A 24,997-nucleotide genomic window follows, 5' to 3' on the forward strand; every position below is an offset into this window, starting at 1 on the left:
GGGGTCTATTTCGCGCGCACCTGGAAAACGCGCGCGCGTTTGCGGGATCACCAGGGCCCGGGCGGGGTGGGGTGGCTGGGTGTTGCTCGGCAAACGCGCGCGCATTCGTCAGACGCGTTCAGATTCGCCACCGATTCGGGGTCTATTTCGCGCGCACCTAGCAAACGCGCGCGCGTTTGCGGGATCACCAGGGCCCAACATCAGCAGGGCTCGGGCGAGATCACCAGGGCCCGGGCATCGAATCCCCAGGGCTCAGACGCTCAGCATTGCCCCGCGCCCGCGGCGTCGAGTCCCCGCAGAATTTCGCCTTGATCGGCCTCGGGCACCGTGGACCAACTCGGCGCGGTGGTCATTTCGCTGCGCAGACCCTCGACCGACTTCGCGCGATCGGAGATCCCGGTTTGTTCGAGTGCATCGATGGACGGCAGAAACTGGGTGCAGGTCTGCTGGTACAGCGCTTCGCCGGTGACGCCCGAGGTTGGGGCATCGGGTTCAGCGGCAGGCGGAGCCTCGGGGATCGGAGTGTCGGCAGGAGCGGGTGCCGGTGCGTCGAGTGTGGTGCTGGCGGGGACTGTTGTGGAAGCCGCGGCAGACGTCGTCGTGCTGGCCTGAACGGACGTGGTCGACGCGTTCTCGGTCGACGCGTCGTCGCCGCATCCGGCTACCGAGGTGGCCACGATCAGCCCGAGCAATCCGGTCGCGATCTTTCGTTTCATCGCCACTGTGTACCACCTGCGGCTCAGAGCAGTGTCTGCGCGCGCCCGGTGATGGTGCTCAGTGCGGTGGACCATGCGATGTGCTTGGGGTCCAGGAACGCTCCGTGTCCGGCTCCGGGCAGTACGACCAGCTCGGGGTCCGTGCTACCTGCGCGGGTCGCGGCGTCGACGTACACGCGGCTCTGGTTCACCGACACGGTCTGGTCCGCATCACCGTGCAGCGCGGTCAACGGGACGTCGAGCGGGAGGTATTCGATGGGGGAGGCGATCTTGTATCGACCGGGAACGTCGTTGGGCATGCCGCCGAGGAATGCGGGCACGAACTTGTCGTTGCCGATGTTCGCCGCTCGTTTCATGTCGAACACCCCGGCCATGATGGTGGCACTGCGCGGTCGGATTCTGGGGTCCGCTCCCGGTGCGTCGATCGGCATCAGATGACGCGCAGCGACCCACGCGGCCAGCTGTCCGCCGGCCGAATGTCCGGCGACGTGCACTCGATCGAGGTCGAGCCGCCCGTCGGCGGCGTTCTGTACGACGGTTGCCAGTGCCTCGGTGGCGTCGTCGACGTCGGTGAGGGTGTTGGCCCAATTGTTCGGTCCGCGCCGATACTCGACGTTCCACACGGCGATGCCCTGGTCTGCGATGGCTTTGGACATCTGCTGGAAGTACGACAGATCGAGGTTCTCCTGCCATCCACCGCCGTGGATCATCACCACCACAGGCAGTGACGTCGCCGTGTTGGCAGGGAGATACAGGTCTCCGATGTTGTCGGGTTGGTACCCGTACTTCAGCCGGATCGGATCTCCGGTCGGTCCCGAAACAGGTTGCAGTGCAGCCGAATACGTCTCTGCTGTGCTCGGTGAGGATGCGGTGTCCGTGGAACTGCAGCCGACCAGCGTGACAGCGAGCAGGCCGGACAGGAAGTGGCGACGATTCACGTGCCCTGAGCCGTCCAATCGAGCAGCTCGGACAGCGACCAGGTGTTGATGACGCGATCGGCGGGAACGCCCTGGGCTTCGGCGCGGACACAGCCGTAGCCCTGCCAGTCGAGCTGGCCCGGTGCGTGTGCGTCGGTATCGATGGAGAAGAGGCAGTCGCGTTCGAGGGCGATGTCGATCAGGCGCTCGGGCGGGTCCTGGCGTTCGGGCCTGGCGTTGATCTCCACCGCGGTGCCGAACTGTCGGCATCCCTCGAATACCACCGGGGCGTCGAACGTCGACTCGGGCCGCTTTCCCCGGCCGCCCTCGACCAGTCGGCCGGTGCAGTGACCGAGTACGTCGACGTGCGGATTCGCGATGGCGGTGACCATGCGTTTCGTCATCGCCACAGAATCGGCCCGCAGGTTCGAGTGCACGCTGGCCACCACCACGTCGAGTTCGGCGAGCAATCCCTCGTCCTGATCCAGCGAACCGTCGTCGAGGATGTCCACTTCGATTCCGGTGAGGATGCGGAACGGCGCGAGTTGCTCGTTGAGCTCGGCGATGATGTCGAGTTGTTTTCGTAGACGTTCGGCGCTGAGTCCGTTGGCGACCTTGAGTCGCGGTGAATGATCGGTCAGCGCGCAGTACTCGTGCCCAAGGTTCTTGGCGGTGCGCATCATCTCGTCGATGGGGCTGCCGCCGTCGGACCAATTGGAGTGGGTGTGCAGGTCGCCTTTGAGTGCGGCCCGTAGTGCGTTGTTGCCGATGGGTTCTGCGGCGTCGCGTTGTTCGGCCAGGTAGTCCGGAACGTCCTGGGTCAGCGCCTGCCGGATGATCAGCGAGGTCTTGGCACCGATTCCGGCCAACGACGACCAGCTGTCCGCCTTCTCGTGCTCGGATCGTTGTGCAGGAGAGAGTGATTCGACGACATCCGCGGCTCGGCGGTAGGCCTTGACGCGATGGGTGTCCGAGCGCGAACGCTCGAGCCAGAAGCCGATCTCACGAAGTGCCTCCACCGGATCCATGGGTTCCATTGTGCCTGGCACCACCGACACCTGCGCACGGGGTAATCGGACAAAATTCTCAGGGAGTTGCCAGGTCGCTCACTCCCCATGGGCTTGAAGCTGCAACTATCATCGTCGGTCATGACCAAGAAATGGTGGACAGTCGGCGTCGTTGTCGTAGTGCTCGTGGCCCTCGGGCTGTATTTCGGCCCCAAGATCTACGCGTCCTTCCAGGAGGACGACGCTCCGGCGGCGACCGTCGACACCTCCGGTGCGCAGGCCGCCACCACCGACGATCTGAACGGCACCTGGACGGTGACGGCAGGCGATGCGTCGAACAAGACCGCGGCCGGCTACACCGTCGACGAGGTGCTCAACGGATCGGACGTGACCGTCGTCGGGTCGACGCCCGAGGTCAGCGGCTCGGTGACCGTGGCGGATAATTCGTTGACCGCCGGTGAGGTTGTGGTGCAGACCAATTCGATCACCACCGACAGTGACCGTCGAGACGGTCAGTTCCGCGGCAACATCTTCGACACCGCGACATATCCGACGGCGACGTTCACCATCGACCAGCCCGTCGACCTCTCGTCGTTGCCCAAGGACGGCACCACCCAAACCGTCACGGCGGAAGGCACATTGACGCTCAAGGATCAGACGCGTCCGGTGTCGGTCGAGATGGAGGTGCTGCAGTCCGGTGACACGCTCATCGCGTCGGGTGCAATTCCGACGACGTGGTCGGACTACGGCATCGAGCCGCCGTCGCTCGGTTTCGTGACCGTCGAGGGCTCGGGAACCGTCGACTTCCTGATCAATCTGAGTCGGCAGTAGCCCGTTCTCGTGGGGCCGCCGGTGTCCATCCCGGCGGTCCGACGACGTATCCGACGCGTTCCTTCCATGACCTCGATGCCGCGACATCCCGTGCGATGTTGCGGTATTCGTGTGTTTGGAGCGTCCAGATGTTGAACGTGTCGACGGGCTTGGTCAGTCCGTAATTCGGTCGCTGCACTTCGTCGGCGTAGCTGCCGAACAGGCGGTCCCAGACGATGAGGATGCCGCCGTAGTTCTTGTCGAGGTACTGCGGATCGCGACCGTGATGAACGCGGTGGTGAGAAGGCGTGTTGAAGACGAACTCGAACGGTCGCGGCAACTTGTCGATCCGCTCGGTGTGTACCCAGAACTGGTAGACGAGATTGATCGAAAAGCCCACGAACACCATCCACGGCGGCATCCCCAGCAGCGGCAGGGGCAGCCACATGATGATCTCGCCGCTGTTGTTCCACTTCTGCCGCAGCGCCGCGGCGAAGTTGAAGTACTCGCTCGAATGGTGAGCCTGATGGGTCGCCCAGATCAGTCGGGTTCGGTGCGCGATGCGGTGGTAGCCGTAGAACAGCAGATCGACGCCCAGAATCAGGATGACCCACGTGTACCAGGCTTCGGCGGGTAGATGCCACGGCGCGATGTAGACGTAGATGGCCGTGTAGCCGATCAGGGCCAGCGCTTTCCACACCGTCGTGGTTGCGATCGAAACCAAACCCATGCTCAGGCTCGCCCGTGCGTCCCGGGCCGAATACGCGCCGGGGGTTCCGTCTTCGAGTTTCTTCGCCGCGATCCACTCGATCGCCAGCAGCAGCGCGAACGCGGGGACGGCCAGGGCGACCGGATCCCGCAGCGGTTCGGGTAGCGCGTTCCACGCCGATGCGAGTTGGTCCCTCATGTGTACGGCCCTCCCGTGCGTGACACTGCTGTTCGAAGTGTAACGACAGTATGGTGATCGTAGTCTCGACGCGTGAAAATTCGTAGCCGCCGTTCCGGGGATATGGCGTTCTGTGTGACCGCGCTGGCGACGGTGCACGAGGCCGACGGGTATCCCGCACTGTGGCCCGAGGATCCGGCCGCCTGGTTGCACTCGGCAACGCAGGTCGCCGCATGGGTAGCGGAGTCGAATGACCGGATCGTCGGCCACCTGGCACTCGACCTGGTCGACGACGGGCTGATGGTCTCGCGATTGTTCGTTCGTCCCGAGTGCCGGGGCACGGGCGCAGCCGCGGCCTTGTTGGACGCCGCAGTGGCGTATGCGGCAGAACGGTCCGTTGCTATCGAACTGCACGTGGAGCTGGGCTCGGCTGCGGCGATTGCGTTCTACGAGAAGTCAGGTTGGATCCGGACCGGTACCGCGCCCGCGGACTGGGTGTTGCCCGACGGGCGCAGAGCCGTCCAACATCGGTACGTACCCGGTCGCTAATTTCCTATCGAAATGATAGGAATTGAATCGTGCACATCACGGCGAAAGCGGACTACGCGGTGCGGACTCTCGTCGAGCTCGCCGCGGTCGGCGGCCGAGCACCCGCCAAGGCCGAGGCGCTTGCCGCCGCTCAAGGGATACCGCACAAATTTCTCGAGTCGGTGCTCTCCGACCTGCGTCGCGCCGAGTTGGTGCGAAGTAGAAGGGGACCCGACGGCGGATACTGGCTCGCGCGGGAGGCGTCGAACATTTCCGTCGCGGACGTGATGCGTGCCGTCGAGGGACCGCTCGCATCGGTGCGCGGGCAACGGCCCGAGGATGCGCAGTATGCCGGTCCCGCCGAGCCGTTGACGCGGGTGTGGCTGGCCGTCCGCGTCAATCTGCGTGCGGTTCTCGAATCGGTATCGCTGGCCGACATCGTCGACGACGACCTCCCGGATTTTGTCAGAGAGCTGATCAGCGAGCCGACCGCATGGTCCCGTCGATGACCTGAGTCACAGTCGGACGCCGATGTGGCGCGGTCGTCAATATTGCACAGCTCTGCAAACTTGCCGAGCTGTGCAACTTCCGTATGTTGGACAGGGTGACCACCCCGACCGGCCTTCGCGATCAGAAGAAGGCAGCCACCCGCGACGCCCTCGGCATCGCCGCAGTCCGTCTGGGAAAAGAGCACGGACTCGATGCCGTGACGGCCGACGCCATCGCACACGAAGCCGGCGTGTCGACCCGAACGTTCCACAACTACTTCTCCAACAAGGAAGAAGCGGTACTCCACAACATCGAGGCCTCGGCTCTGGAATGGTTCGAGCTGCTTCGCGCCAGACCCGAGGCCGAACCCATCTGGGATTCGTTGCAGCACATCGCCGTCAACCTGGTCGCCGACCCCGGCCGCGACCTCGACGACACATTCGCCGCAGCACGACTCATCGAGGCCAACCCGGCGCTGATGGCACGCAAGCTCGAAATGCACCACTCGCTCACCCGCAAACTCGGCGAGGCAATCGCTGAGCGCACCGGAACCGACATCGATTCCGACCTCTACCCCAACCTGCTGCAAATGGCAGTCGGCGGCGCCGTGACCGCCGCACTGAACCTATGGATCAACGACCCCGGCGGAGAGAACACTCCGAAAGCACTCGTGGAGAACGCATTCCAACAACTCCGCGCCGGAATCCCCGAGCCTGTGGGTCATTCCGCAGGCTCCACTCCCGAGCCCGAATCTCGCCAGCACGTATCCGATAACAACCGAGGAGCCTGACAGTGGCCACCTATCTGTACCGAATCGGCAGATTCGCCTACCGCCGCAAGGGGGTCGTCCTCGGCCTCTGGCTCGTCATTCTGATCCTGGCCGGAGTGGGCGCAGCCACGCTGTCCGCGCCTACCGTCAACTCGTTCAGCATCCCCGGAACGCCTGCTCAGGCCGCTTTGGATCTGCAGAAGGAACGATTCGGCGGAGCCGAGGATCCCCTTCAGGCCGTCAACGCCGAGTACGTGTTCCAGGCACCCGACGGTCAGTCGCTCGATACCCCGCAGTACACCTCGGCCATCGACGCCACGATCGCCGAGATCGAGAAGGTCGATGCGGCCAAGCCGGCGGAAGGCGCTCCGCCGCTTGCCGATCCGGTCGAGGCCAACAAGGCCATCGTGCAGCAGTACACCGACGCAGCCACCGAGGCAGGAACGCCGGCCGACAAGGTGGCAGCCGACGCGGCAGCCACGTCGCCGTTGAGCCCCAACGGCAACGTCGGCACCGTCACGGTTCCGATCAACGTCGAGCTGGCCGACGTCACCGACGCGATTCGCAGCGATCTCGATGCCGCGGCGCAACCCGCGCGTGACGCAGGACTGACCGTCATCCTCGGTGGCACCGTCGCCCAAGAGAACCCGTCGCCCGGCGGAAGTTCGGAGATCGTCGGTCTGGCCGTCGCCGCCATCGTCCTTCTCATCATGTTCGGCTCGGCCGCCGCTGCCAGCCTGCCGCTGATCACCGCGATCGTCGGTATCGGTATTTCGAGTCTGGCCATCACGACGGCCTCCGGGTTCGCGAGCCTGTCCTCGTTCACGCCGATTCTCGCGATCATGATCGGTCTTGCCGTCGCGATCGACTACTCGCTCTTCATCCTCGCGCGGTACCGGCACGAGCTCACGCTCACCGACAACCGCGAAGAAGCAGTCGGTCGAGCGGTCGGTACCGCCGGATCAGCCGTCGTGTTCGCCGGCGCGACCGTGCTCATCGCCCTCGTCGCCCTGCGCGTCGTCGGCATCCCGTTCCTGTCGCAGATGGGTCTGGCAGCAGGCTTCGCAGTGTTCGTCGCGGTACTCATCGCCCTGACGTTCCTGCCCGCCATGCTGGGCGTCTACAAGGGCAAGGCCTTCGCGGGCAAGCTCAAGTTCGTCAACACCACCGACCCGGAGGACCCGAACGCAACCCCCACCAACGGTCTTCGGTGGGCACGGTTCCTGGTCAAGAAGCCGATCCTCGGCCTCGTCGGAGGCATCGTGCTCCTCGGCGTCATCGCGGGCCCGACCACCGGGTTGTCGCTGGCTCTCCCGTCGATCGCCACCTCGGACCCGTCGACTCCTGCCCGTCAGGCCTACGACATCACCGAAGAGGCATTCGGGCCGGGACGTAACGGCCCGCTGCTCGTCATCGCCGACGCGTCCGATGTCGCCGAGGCAGACCGCACCGCGTCCTTCGGCAAGGTCATCGAGACGATCACCGCGCAATCGGACGTCACGAACGCACAGATCGTCGCCGTCAATCCGGCGGGTGACACCGCGCAGATACTCGTCACCCCGTCGAGCACACCCAACAGTGACCAGACGAAGGCGCTCGTGACCAACCTGCGCGATGCCGAGAGCGGATTGCAGGAAAGCTCGGGCGTCTCCTACGGAGTGACGGGCGAAACCGCGATCGGGATCGACATCTCGGAGCGGCTGCAGAGCGCGCTGATTCCGTACCTGGCCGTGGTCGTCGGACTGGCGTTCGTGCTGCTGATGCTGGTGTTCCGCTCGATTCTGGTGCCGCTGACGGCAACGGTCGGGTTCCTGCTCAGTGTGCTCGCCACCTTCGGCGCGACGGTGTTCATCTTCCAAGAGGGTGGGCTCGGCATCATTTCCAACCCGCAGCCGATCGTCAGCTTCATGCCGATCTTCCTCATCGGTGTGGTGTTCGGCCTCGCGATGGACTACCAGGTGTTCCTCGTCTCGCGCATGCGTGAGGAGTTCGTGCACGGCGCGGCCGCCAAGGACGCCGTCGTCAACGGCTTCAAGTACGGCGCACGCGTGGTCACCTCGGCAGCGGTCATCATGATCTCGGTGTTCGCCGCCTTCATCGCCGAGCCGGACTCGTTCATCAAGTCCATCGGCTTCGCATTGGCCGCCGCCGTCTTCTTCGACGCGTTCGTCGTCCGTATGGTGCTGATTCCGTCGGTGATGGCGCTACTGGGCGACAAAGCCTGGTGGTTGCCGAAGTGGCTGGACAAGATCCTGCCCAACGTCGACATCGAAGGGGCCAAGCTGAAGACGGCCCCGGAGAAGCGCGCGTAGTACTCGCGTCGCAGCTGAGTGGCCGAAGATTGCTCGTAATACTCGAAACGGAGAGACTGTTATCCATGTGTACGAGTAATCTTCGGTCATCATGCTGATCCCCCTTCTGCGTAGGTTTCTCGCCCCGTACAAGCTGCCGATTCTCTGCTTGGTGCTGCTGCAGCTGATCGCCACCCTCGCCGCGTTGTTCCTCCCGAGCCTCAACGCGGACATCATCGACAACGGTGTGACCGTCGGCGACACCGGCTACATCCTGTCCGCCGGCGGCGTCATGCTGTTGATCTCGGCAGTACAGATCATCAGCTCTGCCGCAGCGGTGTTCCTCGGTGCACGCACGGCCATGAGTGTCGGACGCGACCTTCGCGGAGCAATCCTCGAACGCGTCGGCACGTTCTCCGCCCGCGAGGTCGGAAAATTCGGTGCTCCGTCACTGATCACCCGCAACACCAACGACGTGCAGCAGGTGCAGTTGGTGATCATCATGGGATTCACCATCGTGGTGATGGCTCCCATCATGTGCATCGGCGGAATCGTGATGTCGCTACGCGAGGACATCGGCCTGTCGTGGATTCTGCTCATCGCCGTGCCCGGCCTCGCGCTCGCGATGGGCCTGATCATCGTTCGTATGGTGCCGGCCTTTCGCTCCATGCAGAAGCGCATCGACGCGGTCAATCGCGTACTACGCGAACAGATCACCGGTATTCGCGTCGTGCGGGCGTTCGTTCGCGAACAGTTCGAGGTCGACCGTTTCGGCGCAGCCAACACCTCGTTGACCGAGACGGCACTCAAGGTCGGCCGGCTGATGGCCCTGATGTTTCCGACCGTCATGCTCATCAGCAACGTCACCAGTGTCGCCGTCATCTGGTTCGGCGGTCACGCCATCGACAACGGCACGATGCAGATCGGTTCGCTCACTGCGCTTCTGAGCTACATCATGCTCATCCTGATGTCGGTGATGATGGCGTCGTTCATCGCGATGATGGTGCCGCGCGCATCGGTGTGCGCCGATCGCATCAGCGAGGTTCTGGCCACCGAATCTTCGGTGGTGCTGCCCGAGAATCCCCGGACGTTCGTGTCCTCACCGGGCACGGTCGAGCTCGTCGGGGCCGAATTCTCCTATCCCGGAGCCGAATACCCGGTGCTGTGCGGGGTGAATCTGACTGCCGAGGCAGGCAAGGTCACCGCCATCATCGGTGGTACCGGATCGGGTAAATCGACTCTCGTCAATCTGATTCCACGGCTGATGGACGTCACCGGCGGCCAGGTGCGGGTCGGCGGTGTCGACATTCGCGAACTCGATCTGGACCTGCTGCGATCCGAGATCGGATTCGTGCCGCAGAAGCCGTACCTGTTCTCCGGCACCATCGCCAGCAATCTGCGGTACGGCAAGGCCGACGCCACCGACGCGGAACTGTGGGAGGCGCTCGAGATCGCCCAGGGAGCCGACTTCGTGCGCGCTATGCCCGGCGGCCTGGAAACCGCCGTCGCGCAGGGCGGCACCACGGTGTCGGGAGGTCAGCGTCAACGACTGGCCATTGCCCGGGCGCTGGTACGCAAGCCCAAGATCTACCTGTTCGACGACTCGTTCTCCGCTCTCGACCTCACCACCGACGCGAAACTGCGTGCGGCGCTGCGGCCGGTGACGCGAGATGCATGCATGATCGTTGTGGCTCAACGGGTGTCGACCATCGTCGACGCCGACCAGATACTCGTGCTCGACGACGGAAAGCCGGTGGGCGTGGGTAACCACGAGCAACTGATGGCCACCTGCCCCACCTACGCCGAGATCGTCGACTCGCAGCGGCAAGTTGCAGGTGCACTGTGACCGACACCGACACCACCAAGGATTCCGCAGCCAAGCCCTCTTTGGAGAAGAAGAAGGGCAGTCGCGTCGCGAAGGCACTGCCGGCCACGAAAGCCAAGAACTTCAAGGGCTCGTTCAAACGCGTCATCGGTTTGCTTGCTCCGGAACGATTCCTGCTGAGCCTGATGCTCGTGCTGGGAATCGTCAGCGTGGTGCTCAGCGTGGCTGCGCCGACCGTCCTCGGGCACGCCACCAACCTCATCTTCAACGGAGTCGTCGGCGGAGATCTCGAACCGGGGCAGACGAAAGAGCAAGCGGTCGACGGCCTTCGGGCCGCCGGTAACGACACCGTCGCCGACCTCGTCTCGGGCATGGACGTGACGCCCGGTGCGGGAATCGATTTCGGTGCCGTCGGAACGGTATTGCTCTGGGTTCTCGCACTGTACGTAGTGTCTGCACTGCTGGCATGGGCTCAGGGCTACATCCTCAACATCGCGCTGCAGCGTCGAATTCTGTTGCTGCGCGGCAGCGTCGAGGCCAAGGTGCATCGCCTGCCGCTGCAGTACTTCGACAACAATGCCCGAGGCGAGACGCTCAGCCGCGTCACCAACGACATCGACAACGTCTCGACCAGCCTGCAGCAGACACTGAGCCAGCTCATCACCGGCATCCTGACCGTGCTCGGCATCCTCGGCGTGATGATCTGGATCTCGCCGTTGCTCGCTCTGGTTGCGCTGCTGACGATCCCGGCCTCGTTCCTGGTGACCGCGCTGATCGCCAAGAGGTCGCAGCCGCACTTCGTGGCGCAGTGGAAGCACACCGGCAAGCTCAACGCGCAGATCGAAGAGACCTACACCGGCCACGAGATCGTCAAGGCGTTCGGTCGCCAGGCGGAGGTGGAACGCGAGTTCGGTGACCGCAACGAGAAGCTCTTCCAAGCAGGCTTCCGAGCGCAATTCATCTCCGGTCTGATCATGCCGATCATCATGTTCCTCGGAAACATCAACTACGTCGTCGTCGCCGTCGTGGGCGGCCTTCGTGTGGCGTCGGGAACACTGAGCCTGGGCGAAGTGCAGGCGTTCATTCAGTATTCGCGGCAGTTCACTCAGCCGCTGTCGCAGGTCGGCGCGATGATCAACCTGATCCAGTCCGGAGTCGCGTCCGCCGAACGCATCTTCGAGGTGCTCGACGCCGACGAGGAAGACCCCGACGTCGTGCCTGCGTCCAGCCCCACGGAGCGCCGCGGACGCGTCGTGTTCGACGACGTCTCGTTCAGCTACTCGCCGGAGCAGCCGCTCATCCAGAACCTCTCGCTCACAGCGGATCCGGGACATCTCGTGGCGATCGTCGGACCCACGGGTGCCGGCAAGACCACACTGGTCAACCTGATCATGCGGTTCTACGAGATCGATTCCGGCCGAATCACACTCGATGGCGTCGACACCCGCAAGATGACGCGCGACGAGTTGCGTTCACGAACCGGCATGGTGTTGCAGGACACCTGGTTGTTCGGCGGCACCATCCGCGACAACATCGCCTACGGTGACCCGACCGCCAGCGAGGAAGAGATCCTCGAGGCGGCTCGGGTGAGCTACGTCGACAAGTTCGTGCATTCGCTGCCCGACGGATACGACACGATCATCGACGAGGAGGGCAACAACGTCAGCGCCGGTGAGAAGCAGCTCATCACCATCGCCCGTGCCTTCCTGGCCAAGCCGCTGATCCTGATCCTCGACGAGGCCACCAGCTCGGTGGACACCCGCACCGAACTGCTGGTGCAGAAGGCCACGGCAGCGCTGCGTAACGACCGCACCAGTTTTGTTATCGCGCATCGTCTCTCGACCATCCGTGACGCCGACACCATCGTCGTGATGGAAAACGGCAGCATCGTCGAGCAGGGCAATCACGAGGAATTGCTCGAGGCCAAGGGTGCGTATTACCGGCTCTACAGCAGTTAGGCGGCGAAGCCGCATACTGACGCGGTGAGTTCTTCCAATTTCGGCTTCGATATCGGCACCCGGCTCGACGGTGAGCTCGGCCGCACCGGGACCATCCACACCCCGCACGGCGACATCGCCACCCCGGCGTTCATTGCGGTGGGGACGAAGGCGACCGTCAAAGCAGTGCTGCCGGAGGCGATGAAGGAACTCGGCGCTCAGGCGGTACTCGCCAACGCGTATCACCTGTACCTGCAGCCGGGCTCGGACATCGTCGACGAGGCCGGCGGCCTGGGCAAATTTATGAACTGGGACGGGCCCACGTTCACCGACAGCGGCGGCTTCCAGGTGATGTCCCTCGGTGTCGGGTTCAAGAAGGTCATCTCGATGGACGCCTCACGGGTGGAGTCCGACGACGTCATCGCCGAGGGCAAGGAACGATTGGCCCACGTCGACGACGACGGAGTCACATTCAAGTCCCATCTCGACGGCTCGAAGCATCGATTCACTCCCGAGGTGTCGATGCAGATTCAGCATCGGCTCGGCGCCGACATCATGTTCGCGTTCGACGAGCTGACCACGCTGATGAATACCCGCGGGTATCAGGAGAAGTCGGTCGACCGCACCCAGGCATGGGCGGAGCGATGCGTCCTCGAACACGAACGCCTCACCGTCGAGCGCGCCGACAAGCCGTACCAGGCGCTGTTCGGAGTGGTGCAGGGAGCGCAGTACGAAGACCTGCGACGCAAGGCCGCGCACGACCTCGAGACCATCACGGGGGACACGGGCCGTGGGTTCGACGGCTACGGAATTGGCGGCGCACTCGAGAAGCAGAACCTCGGCACCATCACTCGGTGGGTGAACGAGGAACTGCCCGAACACAAGCCGCGCCACATGCTCGGGATCAGCGAGCCGGACGACTTCTTCGTCGCAATCGAGAACGGTGCCGACACCTTCGACTGCGTCAATCCTTCACGGGTGGCGCGCAATGCGGCGATCTACGTGCCCACGGGCCGCTTCAACATCAACACCGCGAAGCATCGACGCGACTTCACCCCGATCGACGAGAACTGCGACTGCTACACCTGCGCGCACTACACCAAGGCCTACATCCATCACCTGTTCAAGGCCAAGGAGATGCTCGCCTCGACGCTGTGCACGATTCATAACGAGCGATTCACGGTCAAGCTGGTCGACGACATCCGTGCTTCGATCGAGCGGCAGCGATTCACCGAGTTCAAGACGGAGTATCTGGGCCGGTTCTATGCGTCGAAGACTGCCTGAGCTGATCCTCCAGCTCCGAAATGCGCTGCAGTAGTTCGGTTTCCCGCTCGGCAGCTTTGCGCTGGTACACCTCGGACAGGTCCGCGAGGTATGCCGCGTCGTAGCGCGGGATGATGCTGCGCGTGCAGTTCCAGTCGAATGCCTCGACATCGATGACGACGCTGCGTTCGCAGGTGGCGGCGACGGTCAGGTCGCCGATCTTCCTCAGTCTGTCCAGTAGTTCGGGATCGTCCGCGACCTCGATCGTACGTGCCCGTCCGTAGAGCTTGAGTCGTTGCCGCAGAGGATAATTCACGAGGAAGATCGCGACGCGATCGTCATGGTCGAGATTGGCTGCCGTCACGTACTGATGGTTGCCGGCGAAATCGGCGAAACCCAGTGTGTGATCGTCGAGGACCTGCAGGAACCCCTTCGGCCCACTGCGGTACTGAATGTAGGGCCACCCGGACTCGGTGACGGTGGCGATCTGGAACTGATCCAGGGCTCGGATCATCGCCTTCTCGCGATCGTCGAGCGGCATCGGGCCGTCGTCGGGTCGCTCGGTCTGCGAGCCGTAAGCGGTGTAACTGCCGTCGACCTGCTGCCGCGCAATCGCGGCAGGGCCGAACATCAAGTGGTGATAGTGGTTGTTCGGTGGCACGCACCGACCATACGACACCCCAGGCCAGCACGGCTGTCGAGATCTCGCCAGTGTTCGACTCTGGCAGCGGCGTACATTGTTACTACAGATCATGTAGTAGCTGGAACCGCCGTGGGGGGACCACAATGTTCGACGCCTTGCCTCTGACTTCGGCGCAGGCCGATATCTGGATGGCTCAGCAATTCATGCCGGACGCGCCCTTCGCCATCGCGTACTACGTCGATCTCGTCGGTGCTGTGGACCTGGATACCCTGGTTAACAGCGGTAGCGCGGCGCATCGAGAGTACTCGTCGTCGACGATGCGCATCGTCGAGATCGACGGCCTCCCGACGCAGCGGTTCGAGGCGGCGGAGACCGACGCAGTGCAGATCCTCGACTTCCGTGAGCACGACTCTCCGGCAGACGCGGCCCGACAGTGGATGAACGACGATTGTCGAACACCGCTGTCGACGGACGGTCAGCTCGTACGGTTGCGTGTCCTCCGCGTCGGGGACGATCGCGTGTTCTGGTACACCAGAGCCCACCACATCGCGCTCGACGGCTATGCCTCGATGAAGGTTCTCGAGCGGGCGGCGGCTCTATATGCCGCAGTACAGGACGGAGTGGAGCCACCGCTGATCGAGCCGACGACTCCTGCGGCACTTCTCACCGAGGACGAGCGCTATCACGCATCCACTCGCGCTCGGCGGGATCGGGAGTACTGGGAATCCACCGAGATGGGGTACACCGCGCCCCTAAGCCCGGCCGCCACGCCTGCATTCGTGCCCATCGTCGTGGGCGAAGATCGAACCATTTCTCGGGCCGACTGCGGTCAACCCACGTCGACGGTGGTCATCGCAGCATTCGCCGCCTATCTCGCGCGCATGAACGACACCGACGACGTCGATCTGTCCTTGCCCGTATCTGCACGGCCCACAGCACTTCTGCGCCGAGCCGGATCGTCGTTGTCGAATGTGGTTCCGTTGCGGCTGCCGGGCATCGGGTCGGCGACAGTGAACAGCGTGGTCAAATCGACCGAGGTCGCAATCGCAGCCGTGCTGCGACATCAACGCAGCAGGCCCCCGGCGTCGGAGAGTGGACGTGCCCTGCGCGCCGGCCGTTTCGGGCCGACGATCAACGTGATGATGTTCGCGAACACGGTGTCCCTCGGCGATGTCGACGGCGAGATCAACATTCTGGCCACGGGTCCGGTGCCGGACCTTGCGGTCAACATCTATCCCGGTCGAGGCGGATCTCGTCCGCGCATCGACTTCGAGGCCAACCCTGCCGCGTACACCCCGAGCGACCTCGCTCGCTACCACGAACGGTTCCTGCACTTCCTCGACCGATTCGCCGCATCCGGCTACGGCGACACGGCAGTGGCCGACCTCGACCTGTTCCTTCCCGACGAGCGTGGTGCGGTGCCCGCTTCGGCCGGCGCGGCCGTGACCGAGCACGGTTCTCTGAACGAGACGTTGACCGAGGCAATCATGAACTACAGCAATCGAATTGCGATTCAAGATGCGCATGTGTCGGTCACCTACGCAGAGTTGGCCACGAGAGTTGCTGCCCTCGCATCTGTTCTGACTGCCCGAGGAATCGGCATCGAGGACCGGGTGGCGGTGCGCATCGGCCGGTCGGTGGAGGGAGTCGTCGCGTTCTGGGCAATCGCGCGAGTGGGCGCGGTGTACGTTCCGGTCGACCCGAATCACCCCCGCGAGCGGGCGCAGTTCGTGGTGCACGACAGCGCAGCAGTGTTGGGTCTGTGCACGGCCGGCAACGAATTGGGCGAGGTCGAGTGGCTGAACATCGAGAACGTTGTCGCGGAGGGAAGCTCGAACGATAGGACGGCGTCGACCGCACCGCACCAGGCGGCCTACGTCATCTACACCTCGGGATCCACCGGCACGCCCAAGGGTGTCGTCGTCACCCACGATGGAATCTCCGCTCTGGTGCAACAGATCCGGCGTAGCTACGACCTCGATGCCAGGTCGCGGGTCTGTCATCTCGCCTCACCCGGATTCGACACCGCCCTAGTCGAAATGCTGGCCGCAGCAACTGCAGGCGCGGCAGTGGTGATCGCACCGACAAGTAGTTACGGTGGCTCGGAACTGTCCGATGTGGTTGCCCAACAGGCTATTACTCATCTCTTGATCACGCCCTCGGTTCTGGCGACGATGGAGCCCGCAGCGCTGGTGGGTGTCGGGACGATCATCATCGGCGGTGAAGCAGCCCCGCAGGATACGGTCGACCGCTGGTCGACGGGTCGACGACTGCTCAACGCCTACGGCCCCACCGAGACGACCTGCAGTGTGACGATGACCGCGCCGCTGCGTCCGGGCAGCACCGACGGAATCGGGCGAGCCATGGTGGGTGCGGTGATTCACCTCCTCGATCGCACCCTACGGCCGGTTCCATCGGGTGCGGTCGGTGAGATCTACATCGAGACGTCCGGTATCGCGCGGGGATATCTCGGTCGCACCGGGGACACATCGGCGCGGTTCGTCGCGAACCCGTTCAGTAGCAATGGGATTCGGATGTTTCGCAGCGGAGACCGGGCCCGCCGGCGCGAAGATGGCACGCTGGAGTTCCTCGGCCGCATCGACGATCAGATCAAGATTCGGGGAAATCGCGTCGAACTGGGTGAGGTCGACGCAGCGCTACGGGCGCATCCGGAGGTCGTATCGGCATCGTCTGCGTTGCGTCGCAGCCACACTGGTGATCTGCGTATCGACGGATACGTCGTGGCCGCGCGCGCCGGGCACGTGCTCGACACCGAGGCCATTCGTCGGGATCTCGCACAGAGACTGCCTGCCCACATGGTGCCGTCGACCCTGTCGGTTCTCGACGAGATTCCGTTGACCATCAATCGGAAGGTCGATCGCGGTGCGCTTCCCGCTCCGGATCCGACCACGTCGCCAGCCGGCGTCCGAAACGAACCGTCCGGTGCCACCGAGGAGACCGTGGCGGCCGCGTTCGCGCGCGTACTCGGCAGGGACGGTGTCGATTGCACCGCGTCGTTCTTCGACCTCGGAGGCGACTCGCTGGCGGCGACCAGAGTCGTTGCGTCGGTGCGGGCCGAGACATCGGCGGACATCGGTGTGCGAGACCTCGCCGAGGCCCCGTCCGTCGCGGCTTTGGCAAGACGGATCGACGCACGTCGACGTGTCGGTCAGCAGCTGTCGCGTCCTGAACGCGGTATGTCGGAAAGGGTTTCGGCAATTCCGGTCGCGCCGCAGCAACGCCACATCGATCGAAGCGCACGGCTTCCGCTGTACAACCTGCCGTTCACAGTCATGATTTCCGGGGAGTTCCGCGCAGCAGCAGCAGCGCAGGCCTGGGCCGACCTGATCGATCGACACAGCACGTTGCGTACGCGCTACCCGGATGTCGACGGGGTCCCGGTTCAAGTGGTCGAACCGGATTCTGCCGGCGTCGCAGCGAATCTCGATGTCCACCACTTCGAGGATGCCGCGGTGACGCAGATCCTCGAGCAAGCCTTCGACGTGCGCACCCAGTTTCCGATCCGAGCGCGCCTGTTCGCAGTAGCGCCCGATCGCCACGTGCTTGCGTGCGCCATTCACCACATCGCCGCGGACGGGTGGTCACTGGGGCTGTTGGCGTCGGATTTCGTCGTCGCGTATCACGCCAGGATGACCGGCACCACGCCGTCGTGGCCCGAATTATCCTTGTACTACGCCGATTACAGCGTCTGGGCCTGCACACGAGACGTATCGGCCGATCTGGACTTCTGGCGCGCAGAGCTGGCGGACATACCCAGGTCGAGGGACTTGCCACTGGACCGCCCGCGAGCACAGGACTGGGACTTCTCCGGCGCACGCACAACGCTACGGTTCGATGCACACGCCACGCAGAGAATGTCCGGTCTCGCACAACGCTGCGGGACAGGACGATTCACCGTGCTGCGTGCAGCGCTGTTGATTCTGCTCGCCGAGACGACAGCGTCCACCGATCTCGTCGTCGGAACCCCGGTTGCCGGTCGCGACGACCCGGACCTCGAGCAGGTCGTCGGAACGTTCACCACCACCGTTGCCATCCGGACCGAGATCGCAGCGGCGACAACCGTCGAGGACGTCGTGAAGGCGGCTCGGGCCAGTGAACTGCGGGCTTTCGACCATGCGACGGTGCCGTTCGAAGATGTCGTCGCCGATCTCGCTGCGGAGTCGTCGGAAGCGCGGCATCCCATCTTTCAGGTTGCGCTGTCGTTGGATGTCTTTGCGACCCAGACCCTCACTACGGGGGACGTGCACGTCGAGATCACGCCGCAGCCGATCGACATCGCCAAGTGCGATCTCCACTTTCACGTCACCGAACTGCGGGACGACGAAGGGAAGGCTATCGAGACTACGGTCGATATCGTCTATCCCACAGCATTGTTCGACGAGAACACCGTGATGGAGCTCGGTCGGCGATTCGAGCAGATCCTGGCTGCAGGCGTCGCAGAACCGGACTCAGCGTGGCGAAACCCGACTACCTAGGTACTACACGATGTGTAGTATCAACGCTGCGTGAGGTGCACGCGACTTCGAATCCAGCGGGAGAACGCATGTCCACCTTCAACGGCCTTCCGGCCCATATTCTGCTCGTTCACTTCATCGTGGTGCTGGCACCGCTGACCGCGCTGCTCGCCATCGCGGCCAGTATCTGGTCCGGTGTGCGCAGCCGGCTGGTGTGGCTCATCGCAGCCCTGGCGGTGTTCACGCTGGTGCTGACTCCGCTGACCACCGAGGCAGGCGAGTGGCTCGAGAAGCGCGTACCCGAGACCGCGGCGGTGGAACAGCACACCGAGATCGGTGACTGGATGATCTACTTCTCCGTCGGCTTGGTGATCGTCGCTGCACTGCTCGTGTTCCTGCATCTGCGTGAGCGTCGCGGTAACGCGCCCGTGCGGTGGCAGTCGATTGTCGTGGTGGTCTTGGCAGTGGTGATCGGAGCGACCACAATCGTCCAGGTGTACAGAATCGGAGAGTCCGGCGCGCGCGCCGCGTGGAACGACGTATCGGCAACGGCGGAAGAATGACAGAGCCCGAGCCGAGCCTGCACGAGCACGAACCGCACGGTGATCTGTCCGCTCGGCTGAACTGGCTGCGGGCCGGGGTGTTGGGTGCCAACGATGGCATCGTCTCCACCGCCGGCCTGGTCGTCGGCGTCGCGGCCGCCACCACGGACAGGGGGTCGCTGCTCACCGCTGGTGTCGCGGGGCTCGTCGCCGGAGCGGTGTCCATGGCGCTGGGGGAGTACGTCTCGGTGAGCACGCAACGTGACGCCGAGCGTTCTCTGTTGATCAAGGAACGCCGAGAACTCGACGAGCAACCCGAGCAGGAATTGGCGGAGCTCGCGGCACTGTACGAGGCAAAGGGCCTGTCGGCCGACACCGCACAGACCGTCGCTCGCGAACTGACCGAACACGATCCGTTTGCCGCCCACGTGGACATCGAGCTGGGAATCGACCCGGATGCGTTGACCAATCCGTGGCAGGCCGCCGGATCGTCGGCGGTCTCGTTCGTCAGCGGCGCACTGCTGCCGCTGTTGTCCATCCTGTTGTTGCCTGCGTCGCTGCGCATCCCGGTGACGTTCGTCGTGGTGCTGGTGGCTCTGGCCTTGACCGGCAGTATCAGCGCGCGTCTCGGTGGTGCGCCCGGTCGGCCGGCGATGACTCGAATCGTGATCGGCGGTGCGATCGCGATGGCCGTTACGTACGCGATCGGCCAACTCGCGGGCGTCGCGGGTATCTGAGATCAGCGGAAGATCGAAGTGGCGACTTCTCCGGTTTCGGGTGCCACCACATCTTGGACGACGTCGAACAACGCCACCGAGATGACGGTGAAGGCGAGGACGAGAACCAAGCCGGCCGCAAGGATTCCGCGATCGTGACGGTGCCGTGGTGGTTCGCTGAGGGCCTGCACGCGGCGCACGACGTCGCCGCCGGTACTGGCGAGAGTGCGAGTTCCACGGTCGAGATGCTTCCGAAGCAGAGAGGTTCTGGCAATGGCAGACAACGTCTCTCGCCGCCCCAGCCTTGCCGCACTCTCGTCTGCCTGACGCTCCGCCGCGTGCCGTACCTTCGCGGTCAACGGTTCGAGAACCGGATCGACGCGGGCCGCGATTTCGCACATCTGGATCCACACGCTGTGACGGTGCCTCAGATGGGCGCGCTCGTGTTCGATCACTGCTCGTAATTCGTTGTTCGACAACGCTTCCGCGAGGCCGGTGGTGATCACGACCGCACCTCCGCCGGACGGGACAGCAAAAGCGTCGGGAACGTCGGAGTCGACGACGACGATGCCGCCCGTCGCCCGCGCCTCGTCACCGAATTCGGATGCGATGGACGTACTGGCGACGACGCGTCGAACATGGCGGGCCACCTCGACCGACCGCCAGATCATCCACGCGCAGATCACAATTCCGAGTGTCACCCACACGGCCCGACTCGTCGCCAGAAAGACCGCGGCGAGTGCAGTCAGGGACGCGAGCACCGAGAACGCCGTGACCACAGACAGAACGGGCAGCAGTACGACGGCGGTCGAGGGGTTGAGACGACGGTCGATGCGGTCGGCTCCGAATCCGAGGAGCAGCGACAGCGCCCACGGCAACACAGCGACAATCAGGAGCAGAGTCATCGATGGTGCTCGGCTGCGTCCGATTTGGCGAGCAACTCTCGCAGCGTCGCCTCGTCCTCGGGGTCGAGTGCGGCAACGAAGCTGGCCAGTACGTCGGCTCGCTCGGCTCGTGTGCCGAGCTCGGTGCGCATTCGCATCGCGGCCCGAAGCGCCGGGATCTCGTCGACCGGGGCGTTGAGGGTGTAGACGTACGACCGTCCTCGACGCTCGCGATCGACCAGCCCCTTGCCGTGCAAGCGCACCAATGCGGTCATGACGGTGGTGTGCGCGAGATCCGAGCCCAGATGCTCGCGGGCTTGGGCCACCGAGAGTTCCGTGTGCTCGCCGAGCAAATCGAGGATCGACTCCTCCAACTGTCCGGACGCTCTTCGCACTGCGATCCCTCACTCGATTCGGTTACCTCGAGGATAGGCCAGTTCGAGGTCCCGCCACTATCCCGCGGCCTCGAGAATGTCGGTCAACGCGTCGATCAGAGCCACGATTCGGGCCGACGGCGGCCTACCGCGCATGGTGTGAATTTCGGCCCGGCGCTGGGCGAACACCGGATGCACGAGGGGGATGTACGTCAGGCCCGACTTGCGGTCACCACCCAGGTCGCTGACGAGTGCGACGCCGTCGCTCGAGCGAGCGAACTCCAGTATCGGAGCCAGCCGCTCGCATTGCAGACCGACGTGGGGTGAGAGTCCCTCCAGACGGATTCCGGCGTCGAACAATTCGCGTTGACTCGATCCGGTGGTCGACAGCGCGAGGGGATAGGAGCAGATATCGGCCAGATCGACGCTGGCTCGGTCGGTGAGCGGGTGACCGAGCGCGACGACGGCGCAGATGGGCACGGTGACGGAATGTTCGACCGTCACGTCGGTGCGTCGACCGAGCGAGAAGGTGACCGCGACGTCCGCGCGGGCGTCGACCACCCGTCGGCTGGCCTCGTCCGGTCCCACCACGTCCAAAGTGAAGGTGACCGACGGGTGAGTCCGATGGACCGACGCCATGGCCCGTGGGACGACGGACTGCGAGAATCCTTCGGTGCAGGCGACGGTGACGCTGCCGTGTTCGGTGGCGTCGACGCTGCGTATTTCGGCGATCAGAGTCGACGATTCCACTTCGTGTCTGCGCGCGTGGGCGAGGAGGCGATGGCCCGCTTCGGTGAGCGTCATCCCCCGGGCATGTCGTGCGAAGAGCGGCACGCCGATGTCACGTTCGAGCTTGGCGATCTGTCTGCTGACCGCCGACGCGGCCAGATGTTGTGTTGCGGCCGCCTCGGTGACCGAACCCGTTCGCGCAACTTCGCAGAAGTACGTCAGCGCAGATGGCATCAGATGCAACGACATCACCCCTTCTTTCACAGCACTGTCACGGCGGTGACACGTGATTGTCATCGAGCCACTCGCTGGTCCTGCGTTGCCGTGAAAGCAACGCTGAGGCCACCAATCGGCAATGGTGTAGACGGTATCGGGCTCGCTACTGTCAGGCGAACACCAGGCCGACGACGAGGGAGATTCGATGAACCGCGAGCATGTGATCGCGCAGGCCCAGGACTTCTACGATTCGGGTGCGTTCCATCGTGAACTCTCCGAGCTCGTGTCGGTCCCCTCGGAAAGCCAGTCGACGGCCGGTCGAGTTGCGTTGTCGGCATATCTCCAGGATCTGCTCGTGCCGAGGCTCGAGGCGCTCGGGTGTGCGGTCGAGACCTATTCCAACCCGGTCGAGGAGGGTGGTCCCTTCCTGATCGCCACCCGTCACGAGGCCCCCGAACTGCCGACCGTGCTCTGTTACGGCCACGCCGACGTGGTTCTGGGCATGGCCGAGGACTGGTCGGACGGTTTGTCGCCCTGGACTCTCGTCGAGCGGGACGGACGGCTCTACGGGCGCGGAACAGCCGACAACAAGGGTCAGCATCTGGTGAACCTCGCGGCGCTGCGGACGGTTCTCGAAGCCCGCGGATCGTTGGGATTCAATCTGACGCTGCTGTTCGAGACCGGTGAAGAGATCGGCTCACCCGGACTCGAACAATTCGTGTCGGATCACCGAGGCGAACTCGCTGCCGACGTGCTGATCGCCTCGGACGGACCACGCCTCGACGCCCAGACGCCCACACTGTTTCTCGGTGCCCGTGGGGGCGTGGACTTCGACCTCGTCGTCGACCTACGTGAGCGCGGCTACCACTCGGGCAACTGGGGTGGACTGCTCCGCAACCCCGCGACCACCCTGGCCGGTGCCATCGGGACCCTCGTCGACGGCCACGGCCGTATCCAGCTCGACAGCCTCGTACCCGAGCGCATTCCCGAGTCCGTCGTCGATGCGCTCAGAGCTATCGAGGTCGGACGCACCCCGGGCGATCCGGTGGTCGACTCCGGCTGGTCGGCGACGGAATTGTCGCCGGCAGAGCGGGTTTTCGGGTGGAACACTCTCGAAGTGATCGCTATGAACGCAGGCAACATCGTCGAACCGGTCAATGCGATTCCCGGCCAGGCGCGAGCGCGGTTGCAGCTGCGGTACGTCGTCGGGACCGACCTCGACGATCTCGCCGCGCGGTTACGACGACACCTCGACGCGCACGGGTACTCGATGGTCGCCGTCGAACTCGGCATCTCGTTTCCTGCGAGCCGAACGGACCCGAACGACCCCTGGGTTCGCACGGTCGCCCAGTCGGTCGAGCGCACAGTCGGTTCCCCAGTCACCTTGCTGCCCAACATCGGTGGGTCCCTGCCCAATCACGTGTTCACCGACACCCTCGGAATTCCGACGGTCTGGATGCCGCACTCCTACCCGGGATGCCGTCAACATGCACCCGACGAACACATGCTCGCATCCGTTGCTCGCCAAGGACTCGCCATGGCCACGGGCCTGTTCTTCGACCTCGGCGCAGGTACAGAAGACGACCGCGACGCACCGCTCGAATCCGCCAGCGCCTCGCGCTCCTGAACACCACCGGAGAATCCGACATGTCCACTGCACACGTTCATCGAACTCCCGATCGTGACGGCGCGGGTGAAGCCGTTGTGTCCGTCAAGAATCCGGTCCGCGCCATCGCTGCCGCCACCATCGGCAACGCTCTCGAGTGGTTCGACATCGCCATCTATGCGCTGTTCGCCATCTACATCGGGCAGAACTTCTTTCCGTCTGCGGACCCCGGCGTGCAACTGGTGCAGACGTTCGCGGTCTTCGGGGTTTCGTATCTGATTCGCCCCCTCGGCGGACTGATCCTCGGCTCCTACGCAGACCGGAAGGGGCGAAAGAAGGCTCTGGTGATGAGCATTCGCCTGATGGTGCTCGGCACCGCGTTGATCGCCTTCATGCCCAACTACGACGACATCGGCATCCTCGCCCCCATTGGCATCATCGTGGCGCGCCTGATTCAGGGTTTCGCTGCCGGTGGTGAATTCGGTGCGGCCACATCCTTTCTCGTCGAACAGAACGGCAAGCGCCGCGGATTCTTCGGCAGCTTCCAGTTCGCCAGCCAGGGACTGGCCACACTGATGGCGGCCTCGTTCGCCGCCGGACTGACCGCGGTGTTGTCCGAGGCCAGCATGGTCGACTGGGGTTGGCGAGTGCCGTTCGTCTTCGGGCTCATGGTGGGTCCGGTGGGATGGTTCATCCGCCGTCACGTCGACGAATCGCCGGCCATCGTCGCCGCGTCGGACACGCCGAAATCGCCTGTACGCGATCTGTTTCGGAATCAGTGGGGCGGAATTCTCATTGCCGGCGGCGTGCTGGTGGTGTCCACTGCGCTGAACTTCATCCTGCAGTACCTGCCGACCTTCGGTATCAAGCAACTGGGACTGAACAATTCGCTGTCGTTCGTCGCACTGATGATCACCGGCGTGATTCTGACCGTGGTGACGCCGTTCGTCGGTCAGTTGTCCGACAAGGTCGGCCGCATCAAGATCATGTTGCCGTCGGCGATCGCGATCGGCGTCAGCGTCGTCCCGCTCTTCATGTGGCTCATCGCGGTGCCGTCGTTCCTCACCCTCGCTCTCGTCATGACCGTGCTCGGATTGCTGAAGGCGCTGTACTTCGGTGCGCTGCCGTCGGTGATGTCCGACGCGTTCCCGGTCCATTCGCGGGCCACCGGCCTGTCGTTCGGATACAACGTCACCACGGCGATCTTCGGTGGATTCACTCCGACCATCGCGGCCGCTCTGGTGGCTGCAACAGGTCAGGCGGTGTCCCCGGGCTACTACATCCTGGCGGTGTCCCTGGTCAGCATCGCTGCGCTGATCGGTGCCGTACGGATTCGTGGCATTCGCTAGCTTACAGATGCCTAGCGGTCGGCAC

At 64.1% G+C, this 24,997-nt stretch carries 21 protein-coding genes; 13 read left to right on the forward strand and 8 right to left on the reverse strand.

Going from position 1 to position 24,997, the window contains the following annotated elements:
- Positions 1 to 260: 260 nt before the first annotated feature.
- The 3 genes from CH285_RS11790 to CH285_RS11800 are packed head-to-tail and all read right to left on the reverse strand — an operon-like array spanning position 261 to position 2,661.
- Positions 261 to 716 carry a hypothetical protein gene (locus CH285_RS11790; protein ID WP_052060923.1) on the reverse strand — a complete coding sequence of 152 codons (456 nt, stop codon included), beginning with the start codon at positions 714 to 716 and terminating at the stop codon, positions 261 to 263.
- A 23-nt stretch (positions 717 to 739) separates the two neighbouring features.
- A complete protein-coding gene (locus CH285_RS11795) occupies positions 740 to 1,654 on the reverse strand; it encodes an alpha/beta hydrolase family protein (protein ID WP_032367807.1) in 915 nt (304 codons plus the stop codon).
- On the reverse strand, positions 1,651 to 2,661 hold the full coding sequence (locus CH285_RS11800; RefSeq protein ID WP_032367806.1) for a PHP domain-containing protein: 1,011 nt from the start codon (positions 2,659 to 2,661) through the stop codon (positions 1,651 to 1,653). Before CH285_RS11800 ends, CH285_RS11795 begins: the two co-directional genes overlap by 4 nt.
- Before the next feature lie 120 nt (positions 2,662 to 2,781).
- Between CH285_RS11800 and CH285_RS11805 the strand changes: the two genes are divergently transcribed.
- Complete coding sequence (locus CH285_RS11805; protein ID WP_032368648.1) at positions 2,782 to 3,471, forward strand: YceI family protein; 690 nt, start codon at positions 2,782 to 2,784, stop codon at positions 3,469 to 3,471.
- Here the strand turns inward: CH285_RS11805 and CH285_RS11810 are convergent.
- Positions 3,452 to 4,357 carry a sterol desaturase family protein gene (locus tag CH285_RS11810; RefSeq protein ID WP_094644198.1) on the reverse strand — a complete coding sequence of 302 codons (906 nt, stop codon included), beginning with the start codon at positions 4,355 to 4,357 and terminating at the stop codon, positions 3,452 to 3,454. The two genes, CH285_RS11805 and CH285_RS11810, sit on opposite strands and share 20 nt — an antisense overlap.
- 72 nt (positions 4,358 to 4,429) lie before the next feature.
- Here CH285_RS11810 and CH285_RS11815 point away from each other — a divergent pair, with 72 nt between their 5' ends.
- The 7 genes from CH285_RS11815 (at position 4,430) to tgt (ending at position 13,459) form a co-directional block, all read left to right on the forward strand.
- A complete protein-coding gene (locus CH285_RS11815; RefSeq protein WP_217900693.1) occupies positions 4,430 to 4,885 on the forward strand; it encodes a GNAT family N-acetyltransferase in 456 nt (151 codons plus the stop codon).
- A gap of 29 nt (positions 4,886 to 4,914) precedes the next feature.
- Positions 4,915 to 5,373: an RrF2 family transcriptional regulator gene (locus CH285_RS11820; RefSeq protein ID WP_094644200.1), complete on the forward strand. Its 459-nt coding sequence runs from the start codon at positions 4,915 to 4,917 to the stop codon at positions 5,371 to 5,373.
- 83 nt (positions 5,374 to 5,456) lie between these two features.
- Positions 5,457 to 6,143, forward strand: coding sequence for a TetR/AcrR family transcriptional regulator (locus CH285_RS11825; RefSeq protein WP_032384132.1), 687 nt, complete (start codon positions 5,457 to 5,459; stop codon positions 6,141 to 6,143).
- Positions 6,144 to 6,145: 2 nt separating this feature from the next.
- Positions 6,146 to 8,434 (forward strand): MMPL family transporter, encoded by a 2,289-nt coding sequence (locus CH285_RS11830; RefSeq protein WP_094644201.1) that lies wholly within the window; start codon positions 6,146 to 6,148, stop codon positions 8,432 to 8,434.
- Between the two features lie 91 nt (positions 8,435 to 8,525).
- A complete protein-coding gene (locus CH285_RS11835) occupies positions 8,526 to 10,259 on the forward strand; it encodes an ABC transporter ATP-binding protein (RefSeq protein WP_094644202.1) in 1,734 nt (577 codons plus the stop codon).
- A 41-nt stretch (positions 10,260 to 10,300) separates the two neighbouring features.
- Positions 10,301 to 12,196, forward strand: a complete 1,896-nt coding sequence (locus CH285_RS11840; RefSeq protein WP_032368030.1) for an ABC transporter ATP-binding protein — start codon at positions 10,301 to 10,303, stop codon at positions 12,194 to 12,196.
- Positions 12,197 to 12,220: 24 nt separating this feature from the next.
- Complete coding sequence (tgt, locus tag CH285_RS11845) at positions 12,221 to 13,459, forward strand: tRNA guanosine(34) transglycosylase Tgt (protein WP_094644203.1); 1,239 nt, start codon at positions 12,221 to 12,223, stop codon at positions 13,457 to 13,459.
- On the opposite strand, the gene CH285_RS11850 is transcribed toward tgt, so the two are convergent.
- Entirely contained in the window at positions 13,413 to 14,069 is a 657-nt protein-coding gene (locus CH285_RS11850) for a pyridoxamine 5'-phosphate oxidase family protein (RefSeq protein ID WP_373454730.1), read from the reverse strand. The two genes, tgt and CH285_RS11850, sit on opposite strands and share 47 nt — an antisense overlap.
- Positions 14,070 to 14,236: 167 nt before the next feature.
- Between CH285_RS11850 and CH285_RS11855 the strand changes: the two genes are divergently transcribed.
- The 3 genes from CH285_RS11855 to CH285_RS11865 all read left to right on the forward strand — a co-directional run bounded on the left by CH285_RS11855 (position 14,237) and on the right by CH285_RS11865 (position 19,835).
- Positions 14,237 to 18,577: an amino acid adenylation domain-containing protein gene (locus tag CH285_RS11855; protein ID WP_255165052.1), complete on the forward strand. Its 4,341-nt coding sequence runs from the start codon at positions 14,237 to 14,239 to the stop codon at positions 18,575 to 18,577.
- Between the two features lie 68 nt (positions 18,578 to 18,645).
- A complete protein-coding gene (locus CH285_RS11860; RefSeq protein WP_027494596.1) occupies positions 18,646 to 19,119 on the forward strand; it encodes a DUF2231 domain-containing protein in 474 nt (157 codons plus the stop codon).
- A complete protein-coding gene (locus tag CH285_RS11865) occupies positions 19,116 to 19,835 on the forward strand; it encodes a VIT1/CCC1 transporter family protein (protein WP_027494595.1) in 720 nt (239 codons plus the stop codon). Before CH285_RS11860 ends, CH285_RS11865 begins: the two co-directional genes overlap by 4 nt.
- Before the next feature lie 2 nt (positions 19,836 to 19,837).
- Here the strand turns inward: CH285_RS11865 and CH285_RS11870 are convergent, their stop codons facing one another.
- The 3 genes from CH285_RS11870 to CH285_RS11880 are packed head-to-tail and all read right to left on the reverse strand — an operon-like array spanning position 19,838 to position 22,050.
- Positions 19,838 to 20,719: a M56 family metallopeptidase gene (locus CH285_RS11870; RefSeq protein ID WP_027494594.1), complete on the reverse strand. Its 882-nt coding sequence runs from the start codon at positions 20,717 to 20,719 to the stop codon at positions 19,838 to 19,840.
- On the reverse strand, positions 20,716 to 21,093 hold the full coding sequence (locus tag CH285_RS11875) for a BlaI/MecI/CopY family transcriptional regulator (RefSeq protein ID WP_032367790.1): 378 nt from the start codon (positions 21,091 to 21,093) through the stop codon (positions 20,716 to 20,718). Before CH285_RS11875 ends, CH285_RS11870 begins: the two co-directional genes overlap by 4 nt.
- Before the next feature lie 57 nt (positions 21,094 to 21,150).
- Positions 21,151 to 22,050 (reverse strand): LysR family transcriptional regulator, encoded by a 900-nt coding sequence (locus CH285_RS11880; protein WP_217900692.1) that lies wholly within the window; start codon positions 22,048 to 22,050, stop codon positions 21,151 to 21,153.
- 172 nt (positions 22,051 to 22,222) lie between these two features.
- Here CH285_RS11880 and CH285_RS11885 point away from each other — a divergent pair, with 172 nt between their 5' ends.
- On the forward strand, positions 22,223 to 23,644 hold the full coding sequence (locus tag CH285_RS11885) for a M20 family metallopeptidase (RefSeq protein WP_094644205.1): 1,422 nt from the start codon (positions 22,223 to 22,225) through the stop codon (positions 23,642 to 23,644).
- Positions 23,645 to 23,664: 20 nt separating this feature from the next.
- The gene (locus CH285_RS11890; protein ID WP_051364912.1) at positions 23,665 to 24,972 is read left to right on the forward strand and encodes an MFS transporter; all 1,308 of its coding nucleotides are present in this window, start codon (positions 23,665 to 23,667) and stop codon (positions 24,970 to 24,972) included.
- The last annotated feature ends 25 nt before the right edge of the window (positions 24,973 to 24,997 follow it).

The sequence above is a fragment of the Rhodococcus sp. 05-2256-B1 genome (assembly GCF_002258465.1).
GTDB classification, from domain to species: domain Bacteria; phylum Actinomycetota; class Actinomycetes; order Mycobacteriales; family Mycobacteriaceae; genus Rhodococcoides; species Rhodococcoides fascians.